General features: G+C 57.2%; 16 protein-coding genes. 7 read left to right on the top strand and 9 right to left on the bottom strand.

The window, feature by feature from the left end; all coding sequences use genetic code 11:
- Window positions 1–137 precede the first annotated feature (137 nt).
- On the bottom strand, window positions 138–1,229 hold the full coding sequence (locus OEU85_RS03535) for an AraC family transcriptional regulator (RefSeq protein WP_262690061.1): 1,092 nt from the start codon (window positions 1,227–1,229) through the stop codon (window positions 138–140).
- A 374-nt stretch (window positions 1,230–1,603) separates the two neighbouring features.
- Between OEU85_RS03535 and OEU85_RS03530 the strand changes: the two genes are divergently transcribed.
- Window positions 1,604–2,671 carry a S66 peptidase family protein gene (locus tag OEU85_RS03530; protein WP_262690060.1) on the top strand — a complete coding sequence of 356 codons (1,068 nt, stop codon included), beginning with the start codon at window positions 1,604–1,606 and terminating at the stop codon, window positions 2,669–2,671.
- Window positions 2,672–2,697: 26 nt separating this feature from the next.
- Here the strand turns inward: OEU85_RS03530 and ggt are convergent, their stop codons facing one another.
- Entirely contained in the window at window positions 2,698–4,482 is a 1,785-nt protein-coding gene (gene ggt / locus OEU85_RS03525; RefSeq protein ID WP_262690059.1) for a gamma-glutamyltransferase, read from the bottom strand.
- 188 nt (window positions 4,483–4,670) lie between these two features.
- Between ggt and OEU85_RS03520 the strand changes: the two genes are divergently transcribed.
- The 4 genes from OEU85_RS03520 to OEU85_RS03505 all read left to right on the top strand — a co-directional run bounded on the left by OEU85_RS03520 (window position 4,671) and on the right by OEU85_RS03505 (window position 9,089).
- Window positions 4,671–6,074, top strand: a complete 1,404-nt coding sequence (locus OEU85_RS03520; RefSeq protein WP_262690058.1) for a S41 family peptidase — start codon at window positions 4,671–4,673, stop codon at window positions 6,072–6,074.
- Window positions 6,075–6,114: 40 nt separating this feature from the next.
- Window positions 6,115–6,801 (top strand): response regulator transcription factor, encoded by a 687-nt coding sequence (locus tag OEU85_RS03515; RefSeq protein WP_262690057.1) that lies wholly within the window; start codon window positions 6,115–6,117, stop codon window positions 6,799–6,801.
- Entirely contained in the window at window positions 6,794–8,077 is a 1,284-nt protein-coding gene (locus OEU85_RS03510; RefSeq protein ID WP_262690056.1) for a sensor histidine kinase, read from the top strand. Before OEU85_RS03515 ends, OEU85_RS03510 begins: the two co-directional genes overlap by 8 nt.
- 127 nt (window positions 8,078–8,204) lie before the next feature.
- Window positions 8,205–9,089, top strand: coding sequence for a TolB-like translocation protein (locus OEU85_RS03505; protein WP_262690055.1), 885 nt, complete (start codon window positions 8,205–8,207; stop codon window positions 9,087–9,089).
- A 93-nt stretch (window positions 9,090–9,182) separates the two neighbouring features.
- On the opposite strand, the gene OEU85_RS03500 is transcribed toward OEU85_RS03505, so the two are convergent.
- The 6 genes from OEU85_RS03500 to OEU85_RS03475 form a co-directional block, all read right to left on the bottom strand.
- Window positions 9,183–12,440, bottom strand: coding sequence for a VPS10 domain-containing protein (locus OEU85_RS03500; RefSeq protein ID WP_262690054.1), 3,258 nt, complete (start codon window positions 12,438–12,440; stop codon window positions 9,183–9,185).
- Between the two features lie 192 nt (window positions 12,441–12,632).
- Window positions 12,633–14,690 carry a TonB-dependent receptor plug domain-containing protein gene (locus tag OEU85_RS03495; protein ID WP_262690053.1) on the bottom strand — a complete coding sequence of 686 codons (2,058 nt, stop codon included), beginning with the start codon at window positions 14,688–14,690 and terminating at the stop codon, window positions 12,633–12,635.
- Between the two features lie 768 nt (window positions 14,691–15,458).
- On the bottom strand, window positions 15,459–17,060 hold the full coding sequence (locus OEU85_RS03490; protein ID WP_262690052.1) for an AMP-binding protein: 1,602 nt from the start codon (window positions 17,058–17,060) through the stop codon (window positions 15,459–15,461).
- Window positions 17,057–18,376, bottom strand: a complete 1,320-nt coding sequence (locus tag OEU85_RS03485; protein ID WP_262690051.1) for a spinster family MFS transporter — start codon at window positions 18,374–18,376, stop codon at window positions 17,057–17,059. Before OEU85_RS03485 ends, OEU85_RS03490 begins: the two co-directional genes overlap by 4 nt.
- Window positions 18,377–18,438: 62 nt before the next feature.
- Window positions 18,439–19,422, bottom strand: coding sequence for a cyclase family protein (locus OEU85_RS03480; RefSeq protein WP_262690050.1), 984 nt, complete (start codon window positions 19,420–19,422; stop codon window positions 18,439–18,441).
- A 226-nt stretch (window positions 19,423–19,648) separates the two neighbouring features.
- Window positions 19,649–21,991, bottom strand: a complete 2,343-nt coding sequence (locus OEU85_RS03475; RefSeq protein WP_262690049.1) for a TonB-dependent receptor — start codon at window positions 21,989–21,991, stop codon at window positions 19,649–19,651.
- A gap of 274 nt (window positions 21,992–22,265) precedes the next feature.
- Here OEU85_RS03475 and OEU85_RS03470 point away from each other — a divergent pair, with 274 nt between their 5' ends.
- Together OEU85_RS03470 and OEU85_RS03465 are read left to right on the top strand one after the other, a co-directional pair.
- The gene (locus OEU85_RS03470; RefSeq protein ID WP_262690048.1) at window positions 22,266–23,477 is read left to right on the top strand and encodes a TetR/AcrR family transcriptional regulator; all 1,212 of its coding nucleotides are present in this window, start codon (window positions 22,266–22,268) and stop codon (window positions 23,475–23,477) included.
- Window positions 23,478–23,736: 259 nt separating this feature from the next.
- Window positions 23,737–23,964, top strand: a complete 228-nt coding sequence (locus OEU85_RS03465; protein ID WP_262690047.1) for a hypothetical protein — start codon at window positions 23,737–23,739, stop codon at window positions 23,962–23,964.
- A gap of 453 nt (window positions 23,965–24,417) precedes the next feature.
- Here OEU85_RS03465 and OEU85_RS03460 read toward each other — a convergent pair.
- Window positions 24,418–25,193, bottom strand: a protein-coding gene (locus OEU85_RS03460; RefSeq protein WP_262689381.1) for an IS5 family transposase whose coding sequence is annotated in 2 segments (ribosomal slippage) — window positions 24,418–24,878 and window positions 24,878–25,193 — 777 coding nt in all. Because the reading frame shifts where the segments join, the coding sequence is not laid out codon by codon here.
- Window positions 25,194–25,265 lie beyond the last annotated feature (72 nt).

Genomic DNA, 25,265 nt, shown 5'->3' with positions numbered 1-25,265 from the left:
CCATTATCTTGATCATGCCTGATGAGTTCTTCCCCAACTCTCAGGTGTGAGGAAACGGTACCACCCGCCACCGGAGAGGCCATGACGGGACTGACAGAAAGATTTGGCAAAAGTGACCAGCCGGTTACGGCGTGGGCTCAGGGAATGCGGCGCTCGTTCAGCAGCGCGGTGGCGGCTGCCACCTTGGCGGCATCGGTAATATAGGTTGACCGGTATGCGGACGGCGCCATGCCTGCCCAGGAGATAAACTGGCGGGAGAAGCTGCCTGGTTCGCTGAAGCCAAGTTCAAAACCGATCGCGGTGACAGACAGGTCGCTTGCCAGCAGGTAAGCGCTTGCAAGCTCGCCGCGCAGACGTGTGCGGATATCCTGAAAACTCTCCCCTTCGGCGGCAAGGTCATGGCGCAGTCTTCTGGGGCGGGTTCTGAGGCGGGCAGCCACAACTTCAATGGGGGCAGACCATAGCCCGGCTTTTTGAAGCTCAACCAGCACTTGCTGCGTGCGTTCGCGCCAGCTTTGGCGCTGCTCAAGTGCGGCGAACCAGTCTGGCTCGCTGGCGTAATACTCATCATATTCTGTGATGGACCGGGGCACCAGCCTGACAGCCAGATCGTTCCGGTCATAACTGAGCGCATCGACCGGGGCATTGTATCTAACCGGGCAACGGAACAGGGCAAAGCGGTCAAATCCGTTCAGTTGCACCGGGCGCGGCCCCCGGACGGAAACCTCACGCAGCGCAAGCGGACGACCGATCATCCAGCTGAAAAGATGGTAGATCCAGACAAACCTGATCCAGACCAGAATGTCACGGTCGACGCCCGGGATTGTCATGTATTTGCAGATATGCTGAAGCCCGGGTCCATGTTCTTCGGAAATCCATGGCCCGACATCGGTCGACATGGCGTCAGTGAAGCGAATACTAACCCGCAGCGCCTCGCCAAAGCTGCTGCAGTGCAGGAACGAAAGCAGCCGCTCCGTCTCAAGTGCCAACCGGCAATTGTGGGCGAAGAAACCAAGATAGACATCGTCCAGGGTGAACTGAATTTGCCTTACAAGCCTGACAAGGGCCGAGCCGTCTATCGTGGCCCGGGGATTGCCATAAACGTCGGGGTTGATGGCAACGGTACGCAGGATTTCATGCGGATCATGCCCCTTGAGGACAGCACCTTGAAGCAAGCCCCGCACCGCCATGCCGTCCAGGCCGTCTACTGTCCGATCCTTTACATCCATCGGCGCGCCGCTCCCTAAATCATTGTTACTTTTTCAATGCGATAGCGCAAACCGCAGACAAAGCCAATACCGGGGATGTGCCGCACCCGTGCGGATATGATCCGCAAGGCGCGCGCGGTGGTTGGCGGATCGTGCCGTGTTGGCGGCGGCATTTCCCCTTGGCCGTCCTTAGGGATACCCTGACTATCCGAGGGAATTAATTTGCGTCGCTATAGAATAAAATATTCCATATAAAATCATTATTTTGCCTCATTTTTTTCCCATTTCTTGTGCTGCGCGGGGTTGATTTTCAGAGTTTTATAATATTTTATTCCTTCTCTGAACCGCCGCCATGGGATGCAGCGCGGCACGTATAAGCATGAAGGGTAATGACAATGGTTCAACGGCGGGATTTTTTGAAGGGGGCAGGTGTGGCGGCGGTGGCCGCGCTGGCTGCCAGTGCGGGGCGTGCAGGAGGTGTGCTGGCGGCGCAAACCGGTGCGAAGCCATCCGTTCTGAAACCGAAACGCCTGAAGCGCGGGGACACGGTTGCCATTGTCGCGCCTTCCGGCGTGACGTGGGAGAAGTTCACGCTACAGCTTTCCATTGAATCGCTCGCTGTGCTGGGCCTCAAGGCCAAGGTGTTCCCGCACGCGATGCACCGGCATGGCTATCTGGCGGGCACAGACGCTGACCGCGCCGCGGATTTGATGGCAGCATTCAAAGACCCGGAAGTGGACGGTATCTTTTGCCTGCGCGGGGGGTGGGGCGCGGCGCGGCTGTTGCCGATGCTGGACTATGACATCATCCGCGCAAACCCGAAGGTGCTGATTGGCTATAGCGATATCACCGCACTTCACACCGCCTTCGCGGCCAAAGTGGGCATGGTCAGCTATCTGGGGCCTAACGCCGGCTCATCATGGTATGAGTTCGAGGCCGAGATGATGACCAAGCTGCTGTTTGACGGCAAAAAGCTGGAGTACCGCACGGAGCCGAAAAACGACGGCACGCTTGTGGCGCGCAAGAACCGTAGCCAGACTATTGTAAGCGGCACGGCGGAGGGCTGGCTTGCAGGCGGTAACCTCACCGTGTTTGGCTCCCTCATGGGATCACCCTATTTCCCGACTCTTGACGGCGCGATCCTGTGTATTGAAGACATCGGCGAGAAGATCTACCGCGTGGACCGCATGATCACACAGCTTGCTCTGGGCGGGTACTTGCCCGGCCTCAAAGGCATCGTGCTTGGCGGCTTTACCGACTGCGGGCCGGATGAGAGCGAACCCTATGGTGGCTTCACCCTTGGCGAAGTGTTCGAACAGCATTTTGGCGGTCTCGGCATTCCGGTCTGGTCTGGCGCGCAGTTCGGCCATATCAGGGACAATGCCACCTTGCCGCTTGGTGCACGCGCGCGCATTGACGGCGGCAATCGCACGCTTACCTTGCTTGAAAGCGCTGTCGCCTGAGCGGCAGCGCCTTTGTTTGAAGGGGCCTAGTAGCCGATGGCAGCGCCGTCCTTGCGCATTTCGCTCGCACCCCAATAGACGCCGGTTTCGGGGTCACGGTAGATGGCCTGATAGCCACCAAACGGGCCGGAGGTGATGCGAATTTTATGGCCCTTGGCCTGAAGCGCTGTCACCACGTCTGGCCGCATGCCGCTTTCAAGTTCAAGCGTGCCGCCGTCTTTCATACGCGCTTCCCATGTGGGCTCGGTGGACCCGTCATGGTGGAAGCGGGCAGCGTCACCGGCGTCCTGTACCGTCAGGCCAAAGTCCACCATGTTGACCACAATCTGCGTATGCCCTTGCGGCTGCATGGCACCGCCCATCAGGCCAAAGCTCATGAGCGGCACGCCGTCCTTGGTCATGAAGGCCGGGATGATGGTGTGGAACGGGCGTTTGCCGGGCGCGTAGACGTTGGCGTGGCCTTCCGTCAGCGCAAACTGTGCGCCGCGGTCCTGGAAGATGAAACCAAGCCCGTCGGGCGACAGGCCGGAACCCATGCCGCGGTAGTTGCTTTGGATGAGGGAGACCATCATGCCGTTCTCATCCGCCACGGTCATATAGATGGTGTCACCTTTCCTCAGTTTCGGGTCGCCGTGGTCAACCTCCGCCATCGCTTTGTCGGGGTTGATCAGCTTGCGGCGCTCCGCGGCATAGTCTTTCGACAAGAGGCCATCAAGCGGAATGTCGGTGAAGTCGGGGTCGGCATAGAATTTGGCGCGGTCCTCGAACGCCAGTTTCTTGGCTTCGACCATCAGGTGCAGGGCTTCAGCCGAGTTCTGGCCGAGGGAGGCGAGGTCATAGCCTTCAAGGATATTCAGCATCTGAAGGGCGGCGATGCCTTGCCCGTTTGGCGGCAGTTCCCAGATGTCATAGCCGCGGTAGTTCACCGACACCGGTTCAATCCAGTCGCTATGATGGGCTTCAAAATCCGCTTTACGGAGCGGCCCGCCAATGCGCTTGAAATAGGCGTCCATCACATCTGCGATCTCGCCCTTATAGAAGGCGTTACGCCCGCCCTTGGCGAGCTTCTCGTATGTGTTCGCAAGCGCCGGGTTCTTGAAGACGTCGCCTTCCGCCGGGGCTTCACCATCCACAAGGTAAACCTTGCGGTAGTTGTCGATCTCCTCAATCACGCCGTCGGCATGCAGTTTCTCAAACGCCATTTGGCTGCGGCCCATATAATAGGCAATCACCTGCGTGACCGGGAAACCCTCGCGCGCATAAGCAATCGCGGGCGCGAGGTTCTCTGCCATATCAAGCTTGCCGAACTTCTCATGCAGGCTGAACCAGCCGTCCACCGCACCCGGCACGGTCACGGAAAGGCTGCCCCAGTTGGGGATGATGTCGGCGTCCGCGCCAATGCGGGCCTTAAGGGCCGCGAGGTCCTGCCCCATGGGTGCGCGGCCTGAGGCGTTGAGGCCGTACAGCTTTTGGGTCTTGGGGTCCCACACGATCGCGAACAGGTCGCCACCGATGCCGGAGCCTGTGGGCTCCATCAATCCAATGGCGGCGTTGGCGGCAATGGCGGCATCCACAGCCGTGCCGCCTTTCTTGAGGATATCAATCGCCACCTGGCTCGCCAGTGGGTGCGAGGTTGCGGCCATGCCGTGCCGGCCCAGCACCGCGCTTCGTGTTGCCCACGGGTTACCGGTCACGCGGTCACCGCGGTTGTCACCCCTCAGTTCAGGCATTGCCGTTTCCTCCGCCGTAACAGTGCTCACGCCTGCCAGCAGCAGGCCGGCGCCTACAAGCGCCTTCATATATTTTATCATGGTGTACTCCCCTGTTTTATAGGCCCCAAGCCTTTGGGCTTGATCATAAACCGGGCAGCGTATTCTTCAAGTCGCGTGCGACAGGGCGCAGGGCTCACGAGGCAGAGCGAAGGCGCGGGCGTTGGTCTTGACAAAAGCTTCACATCGGCTGTGGCAGGGTGGGCTGAGAACAAAAAAAGGAGCCAACAATGGCGAGGATACCCTCATTTTTCATACTGGTTGCAGCATGCCTCACAAATGCATGTTCGGAACCACATCTCGATATTTTCCCACCGCTTGAAGACCCTGCGCTGATGAGCACAAAGCTGCCGGCCGAGAAGCTGCGCGAAGACGTGGACGCCTTCTATTTTGGTGCGCTTGAACGCCACCCCAGCCTTGGCGAGTATGCTGATCATGCGGCGCTCAAGGCGGCGGTGGCCGAGATCAAGGCCGGCCTTGATGAACCGCTGACCCGACTTGAGTTTTTCCGCCATGTGGGCAAGCTGACGCACAAGTTTGGCGATGGTCATTCCATGCTGTTGTGGCCCTACCCCGAATATGAGGCGATGAAGGATGCGGGCACGAAGCCCTTCCCCTTTGATGTATATATTGACCGTCAGGACCAACTGCTGATCAGGGAAGCCTACAGCAATAAGGAGGGCGGCCGGATTGCGGCAGGTAGCCGGATTGTATCAATCGGCGGTATCCCGGCAACTGAGCTGACCGCCAACCTGCAACGCTATGTGGGCGGCGAGACGGAATACCTGCGCAAACAGTTCCTGGCGGACCGGTTCTTCATATACGCTTGGGCGGTTTATGGCATCGTCGGTGATGTCGAGATGGAACTTGAGACCGAAGCAGGTACGGTGACCGTTGCGGTCTCAAACACCGAGGACTGGCAGGCTGCCGGGGCGGACGCTGACGCGGATAAGGATTTTTATTATCGCACGCTGCCGGACGGCACGGCGTTCCTGCATGTGGGTCATTTTGATGTCGATCCCGGCTGGTTCGAAGACTTTGCAGATGAGGCCTTTGCGGCCTTCCGCGACGCTGGCGCGACTTCGCTGGTGATCGACGTGCGCGAAAACACCGGCGGCAACACCGATACAGCCCTGTATCTGGCGCGATATGTAGCCGACAAGCCGTTCCGCATGGTGTCAAAAATGCGGGAGAAGCTTAACCGCGACAACCGGGGCATCATGGATCACAAGGGTGCGGTCGGTGCGATCATCAACACCGAATGGGACGACTGGATCGACCCCATGAGCGATGACAAACGTTTAAAGGGGGACACCTATTTGCTGATCAGCCCGATCACCTATTCCTCGGGCATTGTATTTGCGTCCGTGCTGAAGGACTTTGGCTTTGCAACGCTTATCGGGCAGGAAACCGGCGGCAACGCGAACCAGACCGCGCAGGGTAATCTCTTTAACCTGCCGCATTCTGAGTTGCGGGCCTATATCGCAACGCGCATGCTGGTACGCCCCAGTGGATCGGTCGCGCCGGGCGGTGTAAAACCGGACCATAATGTAGAGCCGACGCAGGAAAGCTTGCGCGCCGGGCGGGATGTGGAAATGGAAAAAGCGCTCGCGCTGATCGCAAAAAAAAGCTGATATAAGGGGGCTTCGGCCCCCGGTTACCAAAAGGAAAAGCATGAGCCATACCCGCATCCTGATTGTTGAGGATAATCACGCCATAGCGGAACAACTGCACGACTATCTGAGCGCGCGGCAGTTCGTGGTGGATTATGCCGACACGGGATGCCGTGCCCTTGCACTTGCGGCAACGCACGATTTTGACGTGATCGTGCTTGACCTCATGCTGCCGGACGCCGACGGCATGGACCTGTGCGCACAGTTGAAAGCCAAGGGGAGTATCAATATGCCGGTCCTTATGCTGACCGCGCGGGACAGCCTTGCCGACAAAGGCGAAGGGTTTGCCGCCGGGGCTGATGACTATCTCACCAAACCGTTTGAGCTGGCGGAAGTTGCCATGCGCTGCAGCGCGCTTGCGCGCCGGCATCTGCTCCACCGGTCCGCCACCATTACCATTGGCGAACTGGTGATCGACCCCGGCAAACGGCTTGTGAAACGCGCGGGGCAGGCCATTGACCTGAGCGCGACCGACTATAGCATCCTGATGTTGCTGGCGGACGCTTACCCGAACGCCGTCAGTCGGAATGAGCTGGTAAACAAAGTCTGGGGTGACGATTTCCCCGATAGTGATGCCCTGCGCACGCATATCTATACGCTCAGGAAAGCTGTCGATAAGGCGTTCAGTAGCGCCATGATCAAAACCATTCACGGGATGGGGTTCAAGCTGGACGCGGGTCATGGGTGACAAGCACAGCATCAGGGGGCGCATTTACCGGCTGTTTGCTGTTTTCACCCTGGTTACCTGCGCGAGCTACAGCCTGCTCCTGCTCGCTTATTCATGGGTGGTGGAAGACAATGTGTTCAACAAAATTGTCTCGACCGAAGCGAATTATATTGCAGAGCATTTTAACGCGACAGGTGAGCTTGCGGAACCTCGCGCGCCGTTCCTGACCCTCTATGAAAGCTGGGATGCGCTGCCGGGGGGCATTTACCAGTTGCACCTGCAGGAGCCGGAGCGCATTGAGTTCACTGGCCCTCATGGTGGCACGTTGCACCTGCGCTCCATTAGGCTTGCGGAAAGCACGCGCGTGCTGGTCGCGGACGTGAGCGCATTTGAGGTAGGCGGCGAATATCTGCCTTATGTGGGGTTGACGCTTGCCTTGATACTGGTGTTTTTCTCCGCCGCTGCGCTTCTTATCGCGTGGCCGGTGGCGCGCGCGGCCTCCGCCCCGCTAGTGGAGTTGAAGGAGAAGGTGGAGGCGATCGATCTTGATACGCTGGAGCCCGGTTTCGCCGCTTCTTTCCCTGAAAATGAAATCGGCTATCTCGCGCGGGAGATAGAGCGCAGCCTGTTGCACATCAAGGCCATGCTCAAGCGTGAATCTGATTTCACCCGCGACGTGAGCCACGAGCTGAGGACGCCCACCACCATTCTCAAGAACCTTGCGCAGCACTTGACGGCGGGTGGCACCCTCACAGCGCGGCAAAGCGTCCAACTGACAGTCGCAGTACAGGAACTTGAACACACCACCGATACACTTCTCGCGCTTGCCCGCGAAGAAAGCCAGGCTATGGAGCCGCTTGTGTTCCTACATGCGCTTGAAGACTGTGTCGTGCGTCATGTGGACCTCGTCGCGCGCGAGGATTTTGACATGCGTATTGATGTACCTGCCACGCTTAAGGTAAGCGCGAACCGGCACTTGCTGACGCTGCTGATCAATAACCTGCTGACGAACGCGGTGGCCCACAGCGCCGCGCCTGCCCTTGCAATCTCTGCCCGTGACGGGACGGTCATTTTTGAGAACCCTGCAGGCGAACCGCTCACGGGTGACCCACTCTCAAGCCAGAGCAAAGGCCCGCGCAGCAGTGGGCTGGGGCAGGGGCTTTATCTCGTGCGCCGGATTGCAGATGCCCTCGGCTGGCGTGTGGAAGCCGGGGTCACGGGCGGGGTATTTACTGTAACGCTTCGCTACAGGCGCCCCGATGGGGAAGCGACGGCATCCAAATCACGCTCAATATAAGTTTGTTATATTATCACAGTTCGTCCATGGGCTGGAACGCTTCGCCGTAAAGGCCTTGCGTGCTTTCGCGGGCGACTTGCAGGGTGGCGTTCATTCAGCAGCCACCGATTATGAGGGGGAATAAATCATGCAATATTCTGGCGCGACACTTGTGCTACTGGTAGCGTCCGCCACGCCTGGTGCCTATGCCAAGGGGGAGTCTCTGCTCCCTGCGGGGCCTTACCTTGGCCAAACCCCACCTGGGATGACCGCGCAGGTGTTTGCGCCGGGTGCCGTCTCCACCCCGGATGGGGGCGACGCTGGCCGTTTCTCCCCGGATATGAATACGTTTTACGTGCAGCGCTGGCGGTCAAACGACGGCAAGACGGAGCGGTCAGCCCTGAAGTTCGAGCGCACGGATACCGGCTGGCGCGAGGTTGCCACGCCGGAGGTGACACGCATGCCCTTCTTTGCGCCGGACGGTAAGACGCTGCATTATGGCAACCGCCATAAGGTGCGCACCAGGGACGGCTGGTCGGAAATGAAAAACCTGGGTGCCCCGTATGACGATATTCGCATCATGAGCCTGTCGGTCTCGTTGCGCGGCACCTATGTGTTCGATGAAGTGGGCACAAACGGCAACGGTATCCTGCGATATTCCGAGGTGGTGGACGGCAAGCGCGAGGCGCCCAGACCTTTTGGCCCGGAGATCAACACAGGCATCTGGAATGCCCATCCCTTCATCGCGCCCGACGAGAGCTACATCATGTGGGACGGTGAGCGCGAGAGCGGTTTCGGCTCCTCGGACCTTTATATCAGCTTCCGCCAGCCGGATGGTTCATGGGGTGAGGCCATCAACCTCGGTGACCGGGTCAATACCGACGCGGAGGAGGGCGGCCCGCAAATCACCCCTGACGGCAAATACCTCTTCTTCAACCGGATGGTCGCTCCCGCAAGCGGCAACGGTGAAGCCCAATCCGACCTGTTCTGGATCGACGCGGGCTTCATTGACGGTTTGAAGCCGGAGAACTGATCCGACGCGTCCAAATAAGGGTAGCCCCTAAATATAAAGGACCACCGGGCGCGCCCGGTGGTCCTTTATTTTGCTATTTTGCGCTGCCGTGTTTCAGTTTGCGTCGGGCAGGGTTGCCGCGCCGCGTACCCAAGGGGCACCAGCGTCCATGAGCGCTTTTTCAAACGCCGGGACCGTGGTGTCCAGCAAGGTCTCAAGCCGTGCTTTCACGCCCGTGAACGCCTCAAGCGCGTAGCCCAGTTGCTCCCGGCTTTGGGGTGTCGGCCCATAGCTCGTGGAGCTGCTGAATTTGGCGAAACCGACCCGGCTACTGATGGTGGCAGGTGCTGCTCCCATCTGGTTGCGGGCCTGTTGGCCGTCAAGCGCTTCCTCAAGGCTGAAAACCTCCGCGCGGAGGGCAGCATATTGCGTCTCTAGCGCGGAACGGTCGGCCGTGCGGTCAAGTGCCGTGCGGTAACCTTCCAGCTTTTTCTGCAGGTCAGCAATAGTGATGTTGGCAGCCTTCACGGCGGTTTCCGCCTTGATCACCCTTTGCTGGAACGCCTGCGCGTCGGCGGGGGTAGCGCCATCGAGTGTGGGTTCGGTATGCTCGGCCACATTGAAGGTGACCGGGCCCACCAGTTCCCGGATGGCACCGTTCTGACGAACGTTGAGCGTGGCACTATACTGGCCCGGCAACGCCTTCACGCCCTTCGGTTCGCCCATCCACTCGGGCCTGGGCTCGTTGGTGACGGCTTCCTTCATCGCGTGGTGAAGGTCCCATGTTACCCGGTGAACGCCCTTCTTGTTCGCGGCCGCCACATGGCGGATGACATTACCCGCCCCGTCGCGGATGGTGACGAAGACAGCCGGTTCTTCTTCCCGGCGTTCGGCTTCAAGCACATCCCAGGCGGGGAACAACACGCCCTTGCCGTCTTCCACGGCTTTCTTGTCAGCCTCGACCCGCTTTTCCTTCGCGGATTTGATGTTGTCTTTCAGGTAGTAGGTGAGGGTTGTGCCATATGGCGGGTTTTCTGCGACCCACTGGTCGTCGCCCTGGCTGTCGCTATGCAGTTCGTCTTCTACATACAGCAGGGTTTCAGGGTCCGCGAACAACAGGGCTTCCTTCTCAAGCGCTGCGGCGTTGAGGCCGCGAAGCGGGGTATAGTCATCAAGGATGAAGATACCGCGACCGAAGCTGCCGGCCACAAGGTCGTTCTCGCGCCGCTGGATACGCACATCGCGGAAGGAGATGGTGGGCACACCGCCCGTCAACTCAATCCACTGTTTGCCGCCATCAACGGTGAAATAGAGGCCAAACTCGGTGCCAAGGAACATCAGGTCCTTGTTCACATGGTCCTGCGTGATGCGCCAGACCAGGTTTTTCTCCCCAAGGCCGCCGGTTATCAGTTGCCATGACTTGCCGCGGTTGGTGCTCTTGATCAGGTAAGGCTTATAGTCGCCTTCCTTGTGGTTATCGAGCGCGGCATAAACCGTGTCAGCGTCGAAACGGTCAGCGCGGATGTCGTTCACATAGGCATTTGCAGGCACGCCCTTGATCTTGCTGACCTCATAGCGTGTCCAGTTCTTGCCGCCGTCTGACGTTACCTGAATGAGGCCATCATCCGTGCCGACATAAAGGATATCCTCGTCAACCGGGCTTTCCGCCACGTTGGCGATGGTGTGATAGTCAGACATGGCATAGAGGTCCCAGCCCGCTTCGCGGCTCCAGGTGCGGCCCATCATCGGCATGTGCAGGCGGTTGCCGTCCCGTGTCAGGTCACCTGATATCGCGGTCCAGCTGTCACCACGGTCGTCCGACCGCCACAGGCGCTGTGATGCGTGATACAGCCGTTTCGGGTCATGGTGCGATACGTTGATCGGCGCATCCCAGTTGAAACGTTCGGCCGGGTCGCCCGGTTTGCCCTGCGGCTGGATGAAGGTGCTTTCGCGCAGCCTGCGGTCATGCCGGGAAAGGCTGCCTTTTTGCCACTGGCCATAGACGATATCCGGGTTGCCGGGCTCTGTCGCTGGCTGGTGACCGTCTGCGCCCAAAATCAGGAACCAGTCTGAGTTCTTGATGCCGTCGGCGCGCATGGTGCGGCTTGGGCCACCCTGGGTGGAGTTGTCCTGTGTGCCGCCATAAACGTTATAGAAGGGCAGGTCGTCATCCACGGCGATCTTGTAGAACTGGGTGACAGAAATGCCTTGCATGAAACGCCATGTCGCCATGTCGTCCCGGCTTTCATAAAGCCCGCCATCGGAGCCCACGAGGATGAAATCAGGGTCGGTGGGGTGGAAGGCGAAGGCGTGGTCGTCCACATGGCGGTTTTTCAGGTTCATGGTTTCCCATGTCTTGCCGCCATCCTTGGACACCGCGCTTGCGTTATTGGACATATAGATCAGGTCGAACGTGTCGGGGTCCGCGAAAATCTCCTGATAGTAGTGCGGCCCGGTGCCGCCCGCGACCTTGTCAGACATTTTCACCCAGCTTGCGCCCCTGTCGGACGAGCGCCAGAAACCGCCTTTGCGCTCGTCAAGCTCGATCGCGGCATAAACCACATTCGGGTCGATCGGCGACACAGCGATGCTGGATTTACCCATGTTTTCCTTGGGCAGGCCATTTGTCATCTTCACCCATGTTTCGCCGCCGTCATCTGACGTATAAAGCGCGGACCCAGGCCCGGTGTTCACAAGCGCCGCGACCGTGCGCTGGCGCTGCCATGTGGCGGCATAAAGCTTGTCCGGGTTCTTGGGGTCGATGGCGACAGAGCCAACGCCGGTCCACTCATCGCCTTCAAGCACATTGCGCCATGTCTTGCCGCCGTCTGTGGTCTTATAGAGGCCGCGTTCACCACCCCCTGACCAAAGCGGCCCCTGCGCCGATACCCACACGGTGTTGGAATCGGTCGGGTGCACGATGATGTCGCCAATATGCTCAGATTTGGCGAGGCCCATATTCTTCCATGTCTTGCCACCATCGAGCGACTTGTAGACCCCGTCGCCAAAAGCGATATGGCGGCCAGCGTTGTTTTCGCCCGTGCCAACCCAGATGATATTCGGGTTGCTGGGGTCGATCGTGACATCGCCGATGGAATAAACGGCTTCCTTGTCAAAAATTGGTGTCCATGTGGTGCCGGCGTTTACCGTTTTCCACACACCGCCAGAGCCAATGCCCACATACCATGTGTTAGGGTTGGTCTGGTCCACCGCAATATCAGCCACGCGGCCGGACATATAGGCCGGGCCGATATTCCGGACCTTGAGGCCCTCGAATGTCTTGGCCGACATTGGCTTTTCTTTTTCGTCAGCGCTCAGCGCCGGTGTGGTGGCAAGCATTATTGCCAGTGCAATATTTATCCCGAGCTTCATAGGTGTCCCCCCTTTTGTGTCGGTTGTTCTGCAACTTTTTACCTGGGAAATGGCTTCCCAACGCATAGGAACTGTTACTTCAGACAAAGTTTTGGTGTTATACAGTAATAAAATAAACGTAAGTAAATCGGGTGTCATGGTGGCAGTTTTTGGCCCCGCTGCACTTCACATATTCGCGAGGTGCGTCTGCCTTCAGTCACTGGCCAGGCGAATACCCAGCTTGAACGTGCGCCCGGCGTCCGGCAGGCCAAGCTGCGGTAGGACCACTGTGTCAGTGATATTGTTCAAGGCGCCGTAGATTTGCCAGACACCATAATCTGTCTGTTTTACTGGCATATAGAATTTGACATTGAACTCGGTAGAGGTGCCGAGGCGTGCCACAGTGCCGTCTTCATTTTCATCGAACGCATGGCCCAGGTGGTTCATCTCTGCCCTCACGTTACCGCCGCTTGCGAACATATAGTTCGCGGCCAGCAGCAGTTGGCTTTTTGGCCGCTGGTAAAGGGTCGGGCGGGTGCCGTCTGCCGCGCGGTCGGCCTTCAGGTCCTGCCAGAAGGCGTTGGCTTCAAGGGTCAGGGCGTTTGTTGCCTGCCAGATCGCCCCCGCCTCAATGCCGTATCCGTTTGAGCCGTCCAGATTGTAGCGTTGCCTGCGTGAGACACCGTCCACCGTCACGTTGCGCTGGGAAAGCGTGTCGTCAATCCGAGTAAACCAGGGTGTGAGGGATAGTTCAAGCGGCAGAGTGGCGGGTGTCCACGCGAATGTCACGTCGCCTACAAGCGCGGTTTCCGGCTTCAGGTCAGGGTTCAGGAGGAAACGGCCGAGTGCGTTTCCGTACAGCTCCCGCATGGTTGGGAAGCGCGTGCGCAGGCCCAGCGTGGCGGTGACGGTCAGTTCCTGTGATGCCTGCCACTCAGTCGCGCCGCCTGCCGCCCAGTTGGCGATGGCAGGCTGCACAGGCCGCCCACCGGTGAGCGGGGTGGACGCGCGGTCATGCGCCAGCGACAGCGAGCTTTTGACCGTACCGCTGAGGGGGATATCCACTTCACCACCGACGCTGACCAGCCGCTGGCGGAACTGCTCCGGCTCGCTGGTGGTGTCTGCCATAAGGTCAGTCTCGGTCTGTGTGTGCGTGCTTTCCTGTATTGAGGTGATAAGGCGCGTGGTCAGGTGCTGCCAGTCGTGCGACAGCACCAGCCGTCCGCCATAGGTGCGGTCGCGGTCGTCCTGCTGTTCCTCGGGTTGGCTGTAAGTAACATCGCCATAGGAGACGATCTGCTGCTCAAACCGCTGGTGCCATGCATTGACACGCAGGCCGGTTTCCTCACCCAGCGCAATATCACCGGCAAGGCTGATCTGGGTCATGTGCCAGTCTGGGTAGCGCCAGAAGCGGGGGTCGCCCTCGGCGGGGTCGATGTGGGCGGCGGCGGCAATGCCTTTGTCAGCGTCGATATCCATCGCGGAAAGACGGAAGGTACCCCACTCGCGCTCAAGGGCGGCGGCGGCGAAAAAGCTGGTGCTCTCAAGGTCGGTATTGGTCCGGCCATCGCCCGCCTGCGGGTCAAAGGGGATCGGGTCACTGCTTGCAATGCTGATGGCATCCCGGCTGAAACGGTTGGCACCCAGTTGCAGGCCCAGCCCGCCTACGGGTACAAAAACCTCGCCCTCCAGCAGGTAGGAATCGTGGCTGCCAACCTCGCTCCGGGCGTTCATCTTGAAATGCTCGCTGGTCTCGAAGGTGGAGATATCCACCACCCCCAGCACGGCATTAGCGCCATATTCAATGGGCGCGGCGCTTTTGATGATGCTGACGTTCCTGATGAAACTGGCCGGGAACAGCGACAGGTCGGCGCGGCCGTCCCACGGCACGCTGATGGGCGCCCCGTCAATGAATATCTGCGACTGGCGTTCCTCCGAACCACGAAGCCTGAGCACAGCTTCCCCGCGGGAGTTTGTGCGGATGCCCACACCCATAACCGCGCGGAAGACCTCGGTGAAATCGGTGGGCAGCTTGCGTTCGATATCCTGTTCACTCAGGGAATAGGCAGGCTGAAGCGCCCGGTCTTCACTTCGGGCGGCAGTAATGCTGATTTCATCGAGACCGTCCCGCGCACTGTCTGCCGCGGTGGCGGCCCCCGCAACAGCGCTGGCCAGCATGCCCGCGCCAACCCCGCCAGCGCGCACTGTCATGCGCATGGCGCGTTGATGGTCGCGCGCGGTGCGCGGTCTATTGTGCGGTGGTGTTGTCATACAGGCCCCAATGTATGTTGACGTTCTTCCCCGGCTGCTGAATGCGGAGACTCAGCACTTTAAGCAAGGCCTTGTCGCAGACAAAGTCAACTTTTGTCCATGCCGGTGCGATAACCCGAAGGGTTGGGGCGCTGATCTGAGTGCGCGATCATCCGTGTACGCCGCCAAAGGCACAGGCCGCTTCGCCCGCGTCAAAAAGGAACCGCGCCGCCGAACGCGCCAGCGGGCGGGTAGGAGGCGGCGTCGCAAGGCGGACGCCAAGGATGTCCTGACGATGAAACCACCGATACCGGCGCCCAACAAGGACGTAAAGGCCATATGCCGTCGCTTCGATATCAGCCGCGCAAGTTTGTACCGGCCGGTGGGCTCGGCTTCAAAATGGGGCCGACCTTTCCAAAAATTTCAGCTGACCAGAATACCCGGAAACTGTGACGCGGAATCCGGTGGTTTGTGGCATGCGACATCTGATTTGCGCGCGAAAAATGCAGGCCAATCCTGCTGTCGCGTTTCAGAAAACGCCGGATTCCGGGTTTATAACAAACAATAACTTAGCTCCCGCAAGAGGTCATGAAAATCTTACTTTGGGCAAAAATGCGTCACAGAAAGCCGGACAAAATTCTGTCCGATGTTCTGTGAAACGTAACGGAGTATGGCCATTTTTGCCTATAAATATCAGCCTTGCCGCTATTCCCCCTCATCAAAGCAACCTGAGAGCGGGTGTCGCTTTGCGGGCATATGTTTCTCCGATAGTCCAGACCTCTTTTCGACCTACGCGCCAAAGTCGTGTCGCAGCCGCATCTTGTCTATTTTGCCGGTTGCGGCGAGAGGAATCTTTGGCAGTCTGACGACCTCATCGGGAACCCACCAGTTGGGGAGCTTGCGGCGCAGGAATTCCAATAGCTTCTGATCCTGCAACGTATGACCTTCGCGCTCCTCCACGATAAGGATGGGCCGCTCGCCCCAGCGGGGGTGAACCCTGCCGATTACCGCGGCCAGCGCGATCTCTGACATACCACCCAGCATGGCTTCTATCTCCACGGGATTGATCCATTCGCCACCAGACTTGATGAGGTCCTTTGCGCGCCCGGTGATTGAAAGGTTGCCGGCATCATCAATGACAGCCAGATCGCCGGTATCAAACCAGCCTTCATCGTTGACTGCCGGTTTGCTCTCTCCGAAATAGCGACTTAAAACACTGGCTCCCTTCACGTACAGGTGCCCTTCCGTGTTACGCTGTTCCGGTAACGGAGTTCCGTTTGCATCAGCAATCAGAAGATCAACACCCACCGTGACGCGCCCCGATTTTTCAGCGACACAGCCTCCTGAAAAGGGCGTGGCAATTGTCCCCAGCGGTGACAGTTCGGTCATGCCCCAACTTGTTTGAACGCTAACGCCCAAATGCGTTTCGATGCGTTCCATCAACGCCTGCGGTATCGGAGAGCCTCCAACAAGAATTCGTTTCAAAGTGGGCACGCTGCCTCCAACTTTTTCCAGGTAATCAACCAACCCCAGCCACACGGTCGGGACCCCTGCGGCAAAGCTCACTTCTTCTTCCTGAATCAGGGCAGCCAGTTCTTTGCCTCCGGTTATCCTGCCGGGCAACACAAGTTTGGCGCCGACAGCAGACGCAGCAAAGGGGAGCCCCCAGCCGTTGGCATGGAACATCGGGACCACGGGCATGACGACGTCCGACGAGGTAATCCCGATGCCATTTGCTTGAAGTAGGTGAAGGGTATGAAGATAGTTGGACCTGTGAGTGTAAAGGACCCCTTTGGGTGAGCCTGTCGTGCCGGAGGTGAAGCACAGGCCCGCCGGTGCCGTTTCCTGGATCTCTCCCCACGCGACCATGCTGCCGTGAGCTGCAATCAGGTTGTCATAGTTCCAAATTTTAACCGACGTACCTTTTGTTGTGGGGGTGGCATCGGCCTTGTCCAGCAGAATGATATGCTCAAGAGCCGGATATGCCTCCAGTATTTCAAGGGCCAACGGCAAAAGCCCCGCACCTGCCGCCAAAACACGACTGCCGGATTTGCTGAGCATCTCTGCAAGATGCGCGACGGTCAGGCGTGGGTTGAGGGTGTGACAGGCAATGCCTGCCCCCATGGCCCCATACCAGCATTCCAGATGGTCCTGAGAGTTCCAGGCAAGTGTCGCCAGAAAATCACCCGCTTTCAGCCCAAGGTGGTGTAGTGCACCCGAGAGCAGCTTGCTCCGCTTGCTAATGTCACTATAGCCCACGCGCAACGGCTCTGTGCCTTCGCATCCGGTCACGACCTCGGTATCAGGGTGCCATTTGGCAGCATGCTCGATAAATTTGTCCAGGGTTAGGGAAAACGGCTGCATCGGTGAAAGCGTATGGTTGTTCATCATACTGGTGAACCTTTGTGTTTTGCTTCGGAGAGTTGTTCGCGCCGTAACGCCCTGGCCAAGAGCACGTGCAGGCCTATCGCGAGGATGTAGAACGGGATAAGGCTATAGAAGGCCAACTGAAGGGAATGACCCGGGTAGGAGGTTCTGAAAAAGTCACTCATTGCGCCGAGATAGGTGGGCCCAAACCCGAGCCCGATCAAATTCATCACGAGCAGAAGAAGAGCGCCCGAGAGCGCCCGCTGGGCTGAGCTTACTGCATTTTGAACAACAGCTATCGCCGGGGATAAAAAGAAACTGTTGAGAAACAGCGGCATCGCCAGGAAGGCCATTGCCACGGGCCATGTCTCGGCGTGTACAAAGCCGAAGAAAAAGGGAATCGCACAGGCGAGGGTAACCGCAGGGATCAGGGCGTAGGCCTGTCGTGATTTCTGGCCATATCTATCGATCAGCCAACCGGACAGATAGATACCTGCGCCAAGCGCAACGGCAACAAGCGGCGCGTAATAGAGGCCAACATCTTGTAACGTCATACCTTTTTCACGCATCAAAAACAGGATGGCGAAATTCATGATCGCGTAACTGATGAAATTGGCCGCGCCCGACGCCAGCCCTGCCAGATACAGAACCCTCCTGCGAAAAAACATCTTCAGCGTTTCAGAAAACTTTACTTCTTCAAGCGCTGCGGTGCCTCGGTGAGGCGTCGCCATTGGCACATCCATTGCTCCGCGGCGAGGTTCCCGTACCGTCACCACCACAAGCGCGGCAACAAGAATTCCTGCGCTCCCGATAGCAATGAATGCGCTTCGCCAATCGTATGTCGCAGCGATGGTGGCGCCGACAGCCACGCCCAGGGATTGCCCGATTGGGGGACCTAGGTTGAGTATGGAAAGCGCGGTGCCCCGGCGCTCCGCAGGAAAATAATCCGAAATAATGGAGTAGGAGGGGGGGAGACCGCCAGCTTCGCCAATGCCTACCGCCATCCGGCTTGCTATCAGTTCGCTGTATGATCGCGACAAGCCGCAGGCAACCGTGGCTGCGCTCCATATCGCGCAGGCGAGTGCGACAATTCTGGCGCGGTTGGCGCGGTCAGCAAACCAAGCGATGGGAATGGAGATTGCGCAATAGAAAAGGGCAAAATATAAACCGCCAAGCCTGCCCAGTTCACTGTCTGTTATGGACAATTCGTCCTGAATTGGCTTGGACAAGATACCCAGCAATTGCCGGTCCAGAAAATTGAAGGCATATACGAGGCACAGCATGGCCAGTACAAACCAGCGATAATAACTGTTATGGTGATCAGGTTTGTAAACCGTCATGAGTTTGGCTCCTCTCGTGCCGTGCATGGTGCGGGTGATATCGGGCAGAAGCGGTGTTCGTGCTAAAAGATGGCAAGCGCATTAACCGGGCTACCTGTGCCGCCCGGTACGGCAAGCGGGGTAATGACCATCATGAACTCCCAGCGGTTTTTATCTGCCGCGACCTGCGATAGGCGGGATAGATCCAGGTTATCGAGAATGGGCATCCCGAGGGCGTGCAGGACCAGCATATGAACGGGATGATCGAGACCTTCCACACCTGAAGGAATGGCATCGCTATTGGCATCGCAACCAAGTACAGCGACGTCGCGCTCCTTCAGCCATTTTACGGCTGACACATGAAGGCCCGCCCGGCGTGGGTTGGCGACATCGCCCGTTGCTTCGTGGTAGGCTGGCAAGCCGACGCGCAGCAGCAAAATATCTCCCGCCCCTATGGTGAGGCCGGCTTTTTTCTCCCAGCTTTCGAGATCCTGTGCGGTGACCGCAGTTCCCGGTGCCAGATAATCCGCTCCTTTTAATCCCGGCATGTCGACCAATATTGCCCGGCTGACAATGCCATCGGCCATCACTTGCACACCAAGCTTGCGGGCACCGGCTTCCACTGACGGGTTTTCGGGGTTCGTCGCCACGACGGTTGCGGCGTCAAAGCCGTTGTAGAGACGGCCCTTCCAGGCCATGTGGGCCAGTGAGTCGATATGTGAATGGTTCCAGCCGTGATACTCAATTGTATAACGGTCTCCGGCGAAGTCGCCGCCGCCATGGGCCACCTTTGCCAAAGTATGGTGGAAGGTAACCTGTCCGCTGATGGGATCAGGTTTCTTTGACAGAAGACGCGAGGCGGAAACCGGGACGCCGTCCCTGACGAGGGACACGGCCTGAAGCCGTTTCTCCGGTGTTATCAGATTGAGGGTCCCCAGTTCATCGTCTTTGCCCCAGCGACCCCAATTTGACAATTCATTGACCCATGTTTCAAGCGTTTCGATAGAGACGGCGGGCGCATCAACCGATTGCGGTTCGGTGGCGTGTGCTGTTCCAGCGAAAAGCACCGCCAGTGCTGCGCAGGGTAGAGACAGTGCCGCGCAGAGTAGAGAAATAATCCTGCGTGTCTGCAGTTGGGCACGGCGACTTGAGGTTAAGAGGTAAGTCAAAGTGAGGTTCCCTTGCTTGGGGCGTAACGCCTGACCCGGCGTGCGGGGTCAGTTCGTTCTGGTCAGGTGAGGCAGGATGGAAAACGCTTCCGTCCTGCCCCCGGTTGGCTTTGGAAACGGCGGCTCAGAAACGGTGTGACACGCGGAAGCCGAACATGCGTGGCTGCGTGTAAACAACGAAATTGAGGCCGGCATTATGGAATGTCGGCGTTCGGTTCACGAGATCTGCCGAGTTGGCAAGGTTTTGCACATACAGCTCCGCCTGCCATGTGGCGCCCGGGTTTGTCCAGGTAAGCCGCGCGTTTATATTGTCGCGGGCGGGCACGTCGTCTGCATAGGGTGGGGTTGTCGCAAGGGACCTGTTGAAATAGCCGGTGTAATATTCGCCGATCCAGTTGTAGTCGACCCGCAGCGCAAGCGACCCCAGGTCGTCGCCAAGGGGCAGTTTGTACTGCGCACCCACGTTGTACTTCCAATCAGACGCGAAAGGCAGTTTATTGCCCTTGAGGTCGAACTCTCCAAGTCCCGGCCTGTCACCGTCTACCGCGAAAAGTGCGCCGTATGTTGCGTCCAGATAGCCCGCCGATGCATCGATCGAGAAGTTTTCGGTTACGAGTGCCAGAAACTCGAGCTCAATGCCTTTGACTGTCGCGGTGGAAGAGTTCTGTATGCTCGTAACAAAATCGACAGCTTCACCCGCTTCGTTCAGGATCACCTTGGCCACGGTTTCTTGCTTGTCCGAATAGGCATTACGGAAAGCCGAGATATTGAGTTCCACTCTATTGTCGATCCAGCGGCTTTTGAAACCAACCTCGACGGCTTTGATGCTTTCGGGCTCGTAGGAGAGCTCCTGAAAGGCGAAGGCATTGAAGCCACCGGCCCGGTATCCGACGGAATAGGACGCAAACATCATGACATTGTCGCTTGCATGATAGTTGAGGCCGGCCCGATAGGTGAATTTGCTCCAGTCCTGCGACAGGTCGGTAAAGCCGGAAGTGTCTCCCAGAACAATATCGCCATAGGTTCGGATCAGGCCGCGCAGCATGCTTTTCTTGTCGTAGCTGAAGCGACCACCAAGGACCAGTTCAAGCTTTTCTGATAATTGGTAATTGCCGTTCAGGTAGAGGCCTACTGCCGTGCTGTCCAGTGTGGGCAGGGGGTCATTGATCTCTGTAAAATGAGCCGCAAAAATGGCTGGGTCGGCATCAAAGAAAGCTTCGGTGGTGGAGGTTTCTGTATAGTAAAACAGCCCGGCCACCCACTGCAGGGCTGCGGTATCGCGCGACAATAGCTGTAATTCGCTACTGTAGGTTTTATAGTCTACGAAGTTGCTCCATTCGACTTTGGGCGCGGTATCCGTCATGTCCAGATCAATCTGGATCTCCGACCTGGATTCATTGTACGCATTCAGTGACTTCACAGTGACCCCGGCAATATCCCATGTCAGATCAAGCGCAATACCCTGTCCGAATTCGTAGTTTTCGTGAGGGCTGTCAGCCCGCGCCTTGTAGGGGTCTGTCTGGGTCGGGTTTACATAGTCCAGCGGGAGGGACACATAATAGGGCGTCGTGCGGTCGAACTCTCCCGTGACCGTATAAACAGTCGCATTGCCTGTGTCCTCGTATCGGTAGGCGCTGACAAATATGTCGAAATTGTCGGCGAGGTCATATTCTGCCGAGGCCCGTATGCTGGTGCTGTTGTCATACATAAGGTCCTTCCGCGGCGCATTCGGAGAGATGTTTTCGATATAGCCGTCACTGGCCTCATCAGAGAAAGCCACGCGAAGCCGCAGCCGGTCGCTTAGAGGTCCACTCAGCATGCCGCGGATCTCACGCCGGTCATAACTACCCACATCGACAGAAAAGCCACCTTCAAATTCTTTCGTCGGCCGCTTTGTGATCAACTCGATACTGCCACCGCTTGCGTTGCGGCCTTTCAGGACACCCTGAGGCCCGCGCAACACCTCCACCCGCTGGACATCGAGCATATCGCGCATGGCGAAACTGCTGGCCTGAATATAGTGGCCATCCACATATACCGGCACACCAGGATCGCCGCCTGGCGTACTGTTTGGCGTGGAGACGCCCCGTATCGCCATATTGCCGCCCACACCGTTTCCGGAGCTGCTGCCGGAGTTGGACACAACCAAACCAGGCACGACGCGCTGCAGGTCATCGGCGTTTTCAATGCCTCGCACCCGCAGTGCCTCGCTTGTCAGCGCGGTGATCGACAGTGGGATATCCTGGACCGATCTGGAAATTTTTGTCGCTGTTACAATCACCTCTTCCAGCATCAGGTTGTTGTCGTCCTGGTCCTCGGCTTCCTGCGCGGCTGCGGCGGTTTGGTAGTTCAAGGCCGTAAGAATAGCGGTGCCGGTCAAAAGCGCGGCGCGCGTGCTTTTGGCCAGTCTGCCGGTGGCATCTTCCCGGGCTGCTCCATCAGGCCTTGCGATTTCAATTTTTGTCATAGAGAGGCTCCCCATTTTCTCACTTTCCCCATCAACGCTTTACGCTCGCCTTCCCTGCGAGGTCATAAATTTGAATATTGTGTAAACTATTTAAAAACGAGAGTGATGTCAATTTTGATTATTTAGTTAACAAATTTGGAGGGAAATTAGCCAATTTTGGTAAATTTATGATAATATTTGAATATTGAGTCTATATTTTTCCGCTCCTTCGATGCAGGGATGCGGACTGATTGATTTTAATTTTAATTCTTTGTACAGTTTTGGGATGAGGGAAGTGAGTCAGCAGAAAAACGGGCAGTCACAGAAGATAATTGAAGTCGCGACCAGGCTTTATGCGCGCTACAGCTATGCCAAAGTGACGTTGGAAGAAATTGCGTCGGAACTGGGTTCGGTGCCCGGCGCCATCTACCATTATTTCGAGGACAAGGAAGACCTGATCTTCCACTGCTACATGAACGGCCTTGAAATCTATGACCGGGAACTGGATGACTGTAGCGAGGCAGGGCTTGATGCGCTTGAAACTGTGCGCAGATTTGTTCGGCAGCGGTTCAGCCCAGCCAAGGCCCGGATGGTTTTGTTCACCGATATTGATGCGCTCGCGCCGGCCAAGTCGGAAGCGGTCCATTTAAAACGTCAGGAAAATGCTGAAAAGCTGGCGGGCATTATAAAGCGTGGTGTGGATGAGGGGTCTATCCGGTCGGATAATCCGCTTTTAACTGCCATTGCCATTTTTTCTGTACTGGACTGGGCACCCTTCTGGATGACCGCCAAGGGTCACTACAATTATCAGGATGCGGTGGACGCGCTGGACGACATTCTCGCCCACGGCGTTTACCGGCGAGACATCCCTCCGCCGGACATTCCTGAAATTCCGGATTTGAATTCTATTTTGGAAAAACGCTCCAACATGACAAAGCGGCTGGCGCGGGTTGATCATATTCTGAAAGTGGCGGCGGATAATTTCAACAGGAAGGGCGCGCTGGGCGTTTCGATAAATGAGATCGCGGCCGACGCTGGCGTCACGCGTGCGGGCATTTATTACCACTTCAAGGACAAGGAGAGCCTTCTGTACCATTGCCTGCTTCGGGGCATGCAGATGGAAATAGATGTCCGGCAAAATATCAGTGATGACCATATGTTTGAAATTCAGAACACGCGCTCGATTTTCATGCTTCATGCGACAGAGTGTGGGCCTTGCCTTACCTACCACAATGTCAGCTTTCTAAGCGACGAGGATCGGGGCAAGTTTCTTGAAAAGATCGACGATGACAGAAAGCGGCTTCAGGAACGCCACCAAGCTTACATAGACAAGGGTCTTTACCGCAACATCGACACCTATTTCGCCTACCGGGTGACATCGGGGCTGCACCACTGGTATTCCGTCTGGTTCAGAGACCAGTCAACCTTGTCACCGGTGATCGTTGCGGACCATTTTACCAGCCTTTTCCTCTTTGGCTTGAAGCCCAACCCGCTTTTCAAGCTGTGAGGGCCTGACTGCAAGCGAATAGGCATTTCTTTCGTCGGCCCTGGGCAGCAGGTCACGCTGTGTCGGCGCGTGTCTGGAGGCTTAGCGATAGTGGACTGCTTCATGCTTATTGGGCATTTGCCTCTGTAGATGCACTCTTGGCAAAACCAAACGTCTCTGGCCCCAGTTGGGAGGGCTTTGTTATTGAGACGCTAATGGGGATGGCGCCTCCAGGTGTGAAGGCTTTTTTTATCGGAATGATGACAAGCATGAGGGAGACTTGGTTCTCCGCTTCAATGCAGGTGGATTGTGGTTGGTTGAGATAAAGTTAGGCACCACGCAAGCAGTTTCGTCTGGATTTTATCGTGCTCAAGAGGTGCTTCAAGCAGAGGCAGCTTTTGTTATTCAAGGTGGACCTGAAACCATAAAGCTCGGCAAGGGCGGGAAAATCGACGGTTATTGCTTGATTGACGCAGCCCGGCTGGTTGCAGAACAGAATTTAGAGTAGCCAAACATGCGATGATGGGCGGTCTCCGATTCTGAATGATTTTATTGGTTTTGGGGAGGGTGCCCTCGGGGCACTGATCAGTGTCGCGGCTAATAAAATTATCAAATAGCGACATATTCATAAAGAAGTGCCCCAATTTGATGCGCTTTAAAAATGGGGCCGGCCTTTCCAAAAATTTCAGCTGACCAGAATATCCGGAAACTGTGACGCAGAATCCGGTGATTTGTGACGCGCGACATCTGTTTTGCGCGCGAAAAATGCAGGCCAATTGTCGCGTGCCAGAAAACGCCGGATTCCGGATTCATGAAAAACAATAACTTAGCTGCCATCTGGTGTCAGGGAAATCTGCCTTTTCAGAAATTTGTGTCACAGAATGCCGGATAAAATTCCGTCCGGTGTTCTGTGAAATTTAACGCTGAACAAACTGCCTGAAAAGGGTGTCAGCTTCGGGCACTAGGTCGTAGACTCATAATTTTTCAACCAGATACAGACTGAAGCCAGTTTTACAGCGGCGAGGAAATTCTCCGGGTTTTTGTCATAGCGCGTTGCAATGCCCCGATAGTGCTTGAGCTTATTGAAGAAACGCTCGACGAGATTACGGTGTCGGTACAGCCATTTACTGAAGGTAAAGGACTGCTTGCGGTTGGCTTTTGGCGGAATATTGGCCCAAGCTCTGCGCGCTGTGGTGAAGGCACGAAGCGCGTCGGTATCATAGGCTTTGTCAGCGAGCAAGATCGCTTCCTCCTTGATGTCCTCAATCAGATCAAGGGCCGGTTTGCTGTCGTGGGTCTGTCCAGCAGTCAGCGAAAGCCTGATCGGCAGACCATCCGCATCGACGAGGGCGTGGATTTTGGTGGTCAGTCCACCCCGGGAACGGCCCATGCAGCCATCGTCCTGATCCCCCTTTTTGCCGTGGCCCCTTGTTGATGCACACGGACACAGCTGCTGTCGATCATAATGATGTCACCGTCATGGGCTTTGCTCACCGCCTCGAACAGTCGGTCCCACACCCCGGCCTTGCGCCAGCGGACAAACCGGTTGTAGCAGGTGGTGTAGGGACCATATCTTTCGGGAATGTCTGCCCACGGCGTTCCCGCCCGAAAGCGCCACAAGATGCCGTTGATCACCCGGCGGTCATCCACCCTAGGCACCCCGCGCGGCTTGTTCGGCAGCAAAGGCTCTATGATCGACCATTCATAATCTGTCAGTTCATACCGGCGGCGGCGCATCAAAACCTCCTCAATGATTTGAGAAGCGTTGAATCATATCTTCGCCTGTTTGGGAATCCCTTTTATGAGTTT

The sequence above is a fragment of the Kordiimonas aestuarii genome (assembly GCF_025574465.1).
In the GTDB taxonomy this organism is placed as follows: domain Bacteria; phylum Pseudomonadota; class Alphaproteobacteria; order Sphingomonadales; family Kordiimonadaceae; genus Kordiimonas; species Kordiimonas aestuarii.
Note: the sequence above shows the minus strand (reverse complement) of the source record. Positions and strands in the feature narration are given on the sequence as shown.

Coding starts and splice junctions, on each gene's coding strand:
- OEU85_RS03535 (WP_262690061.1), bottom strand. CDS start 1,229: ATGGATGTAAAGGATCGGACAGTAGACGGCCTGGACGGCATGGCGGTG.
- OEU85_RS03530 (WP_262690060.1), top strand. CDS start 1,604: ATGGTTCAACGGCGGGATTTTTTGAAGGGGGCAGGTGTGGCGGCGGTG.
- ggt (WP_262690059.1), bottom strand. CDS start 4,482: ATGATAAAATATATGAAGGCGCTTGTAGGCGCCGGCCTGCTGCTGGCA.
- OEU85_RS03520 (WP_262690058.1), top strand. CDS start 4,671: ATGGCGAGGATACCCTCATTTTTCATACTGGTTGCAGCATGCCTCACA.
- OEU85_RS03515 (WP_262690057.1), top strand. CDS start 6,115: ATGAGCCATACCCGCATCCTGATTGTTGAGGATAATCACGCCATAGCG.
- OEU85_RS03510 (WP_262690056.1), top strand. CDS start 6,794: ATGGGTGACAAGCACAGCATCAGGGGGCGCATTTACCGGCTGTTTGCT.
- OEU85_RS03505 (WP_262690055.1), top strand. CDS start 8,205: ATGCAATATTCTGGCGCGACACTTGTGCTACTGGTAGCGTCCGCCACG.
- OEU85_RS03500 (WP_262690054.1), bottom strand. CDS start 12,440: ATGAAGCTCGGGATAAATATTGCACTGGCAATAATGCTTGCCACCACA.
- OEU85_RS03495 (WP_262690053.1), bottom strand. CDS start 14,690: ATGACAACACCACCGCACAATAGACCGCGCACCGCGCGCGACCATCAA.
- OEU85_RS03490 (WP_262690052.1), bottom strand. CDS start 17,060: ATGATGAACAACCATACGCTTTCACCGATGCAGCCGTTTTCCCTAACC.
- OEU85_RS03485 (WP_262690051.1), bottom strand. CDS start 18,376: ATGACGGTTTACAAACCTGATCACCATAACAGTTATTATCGCTGGTTT.
- OEU85_RS03475 (WP_262690049.1), bottom strand. CDS start 21,991: ATGACAAAAATTGAAATCGCAAGGCCTGATGGAGCAGCCCGGGAAGAT.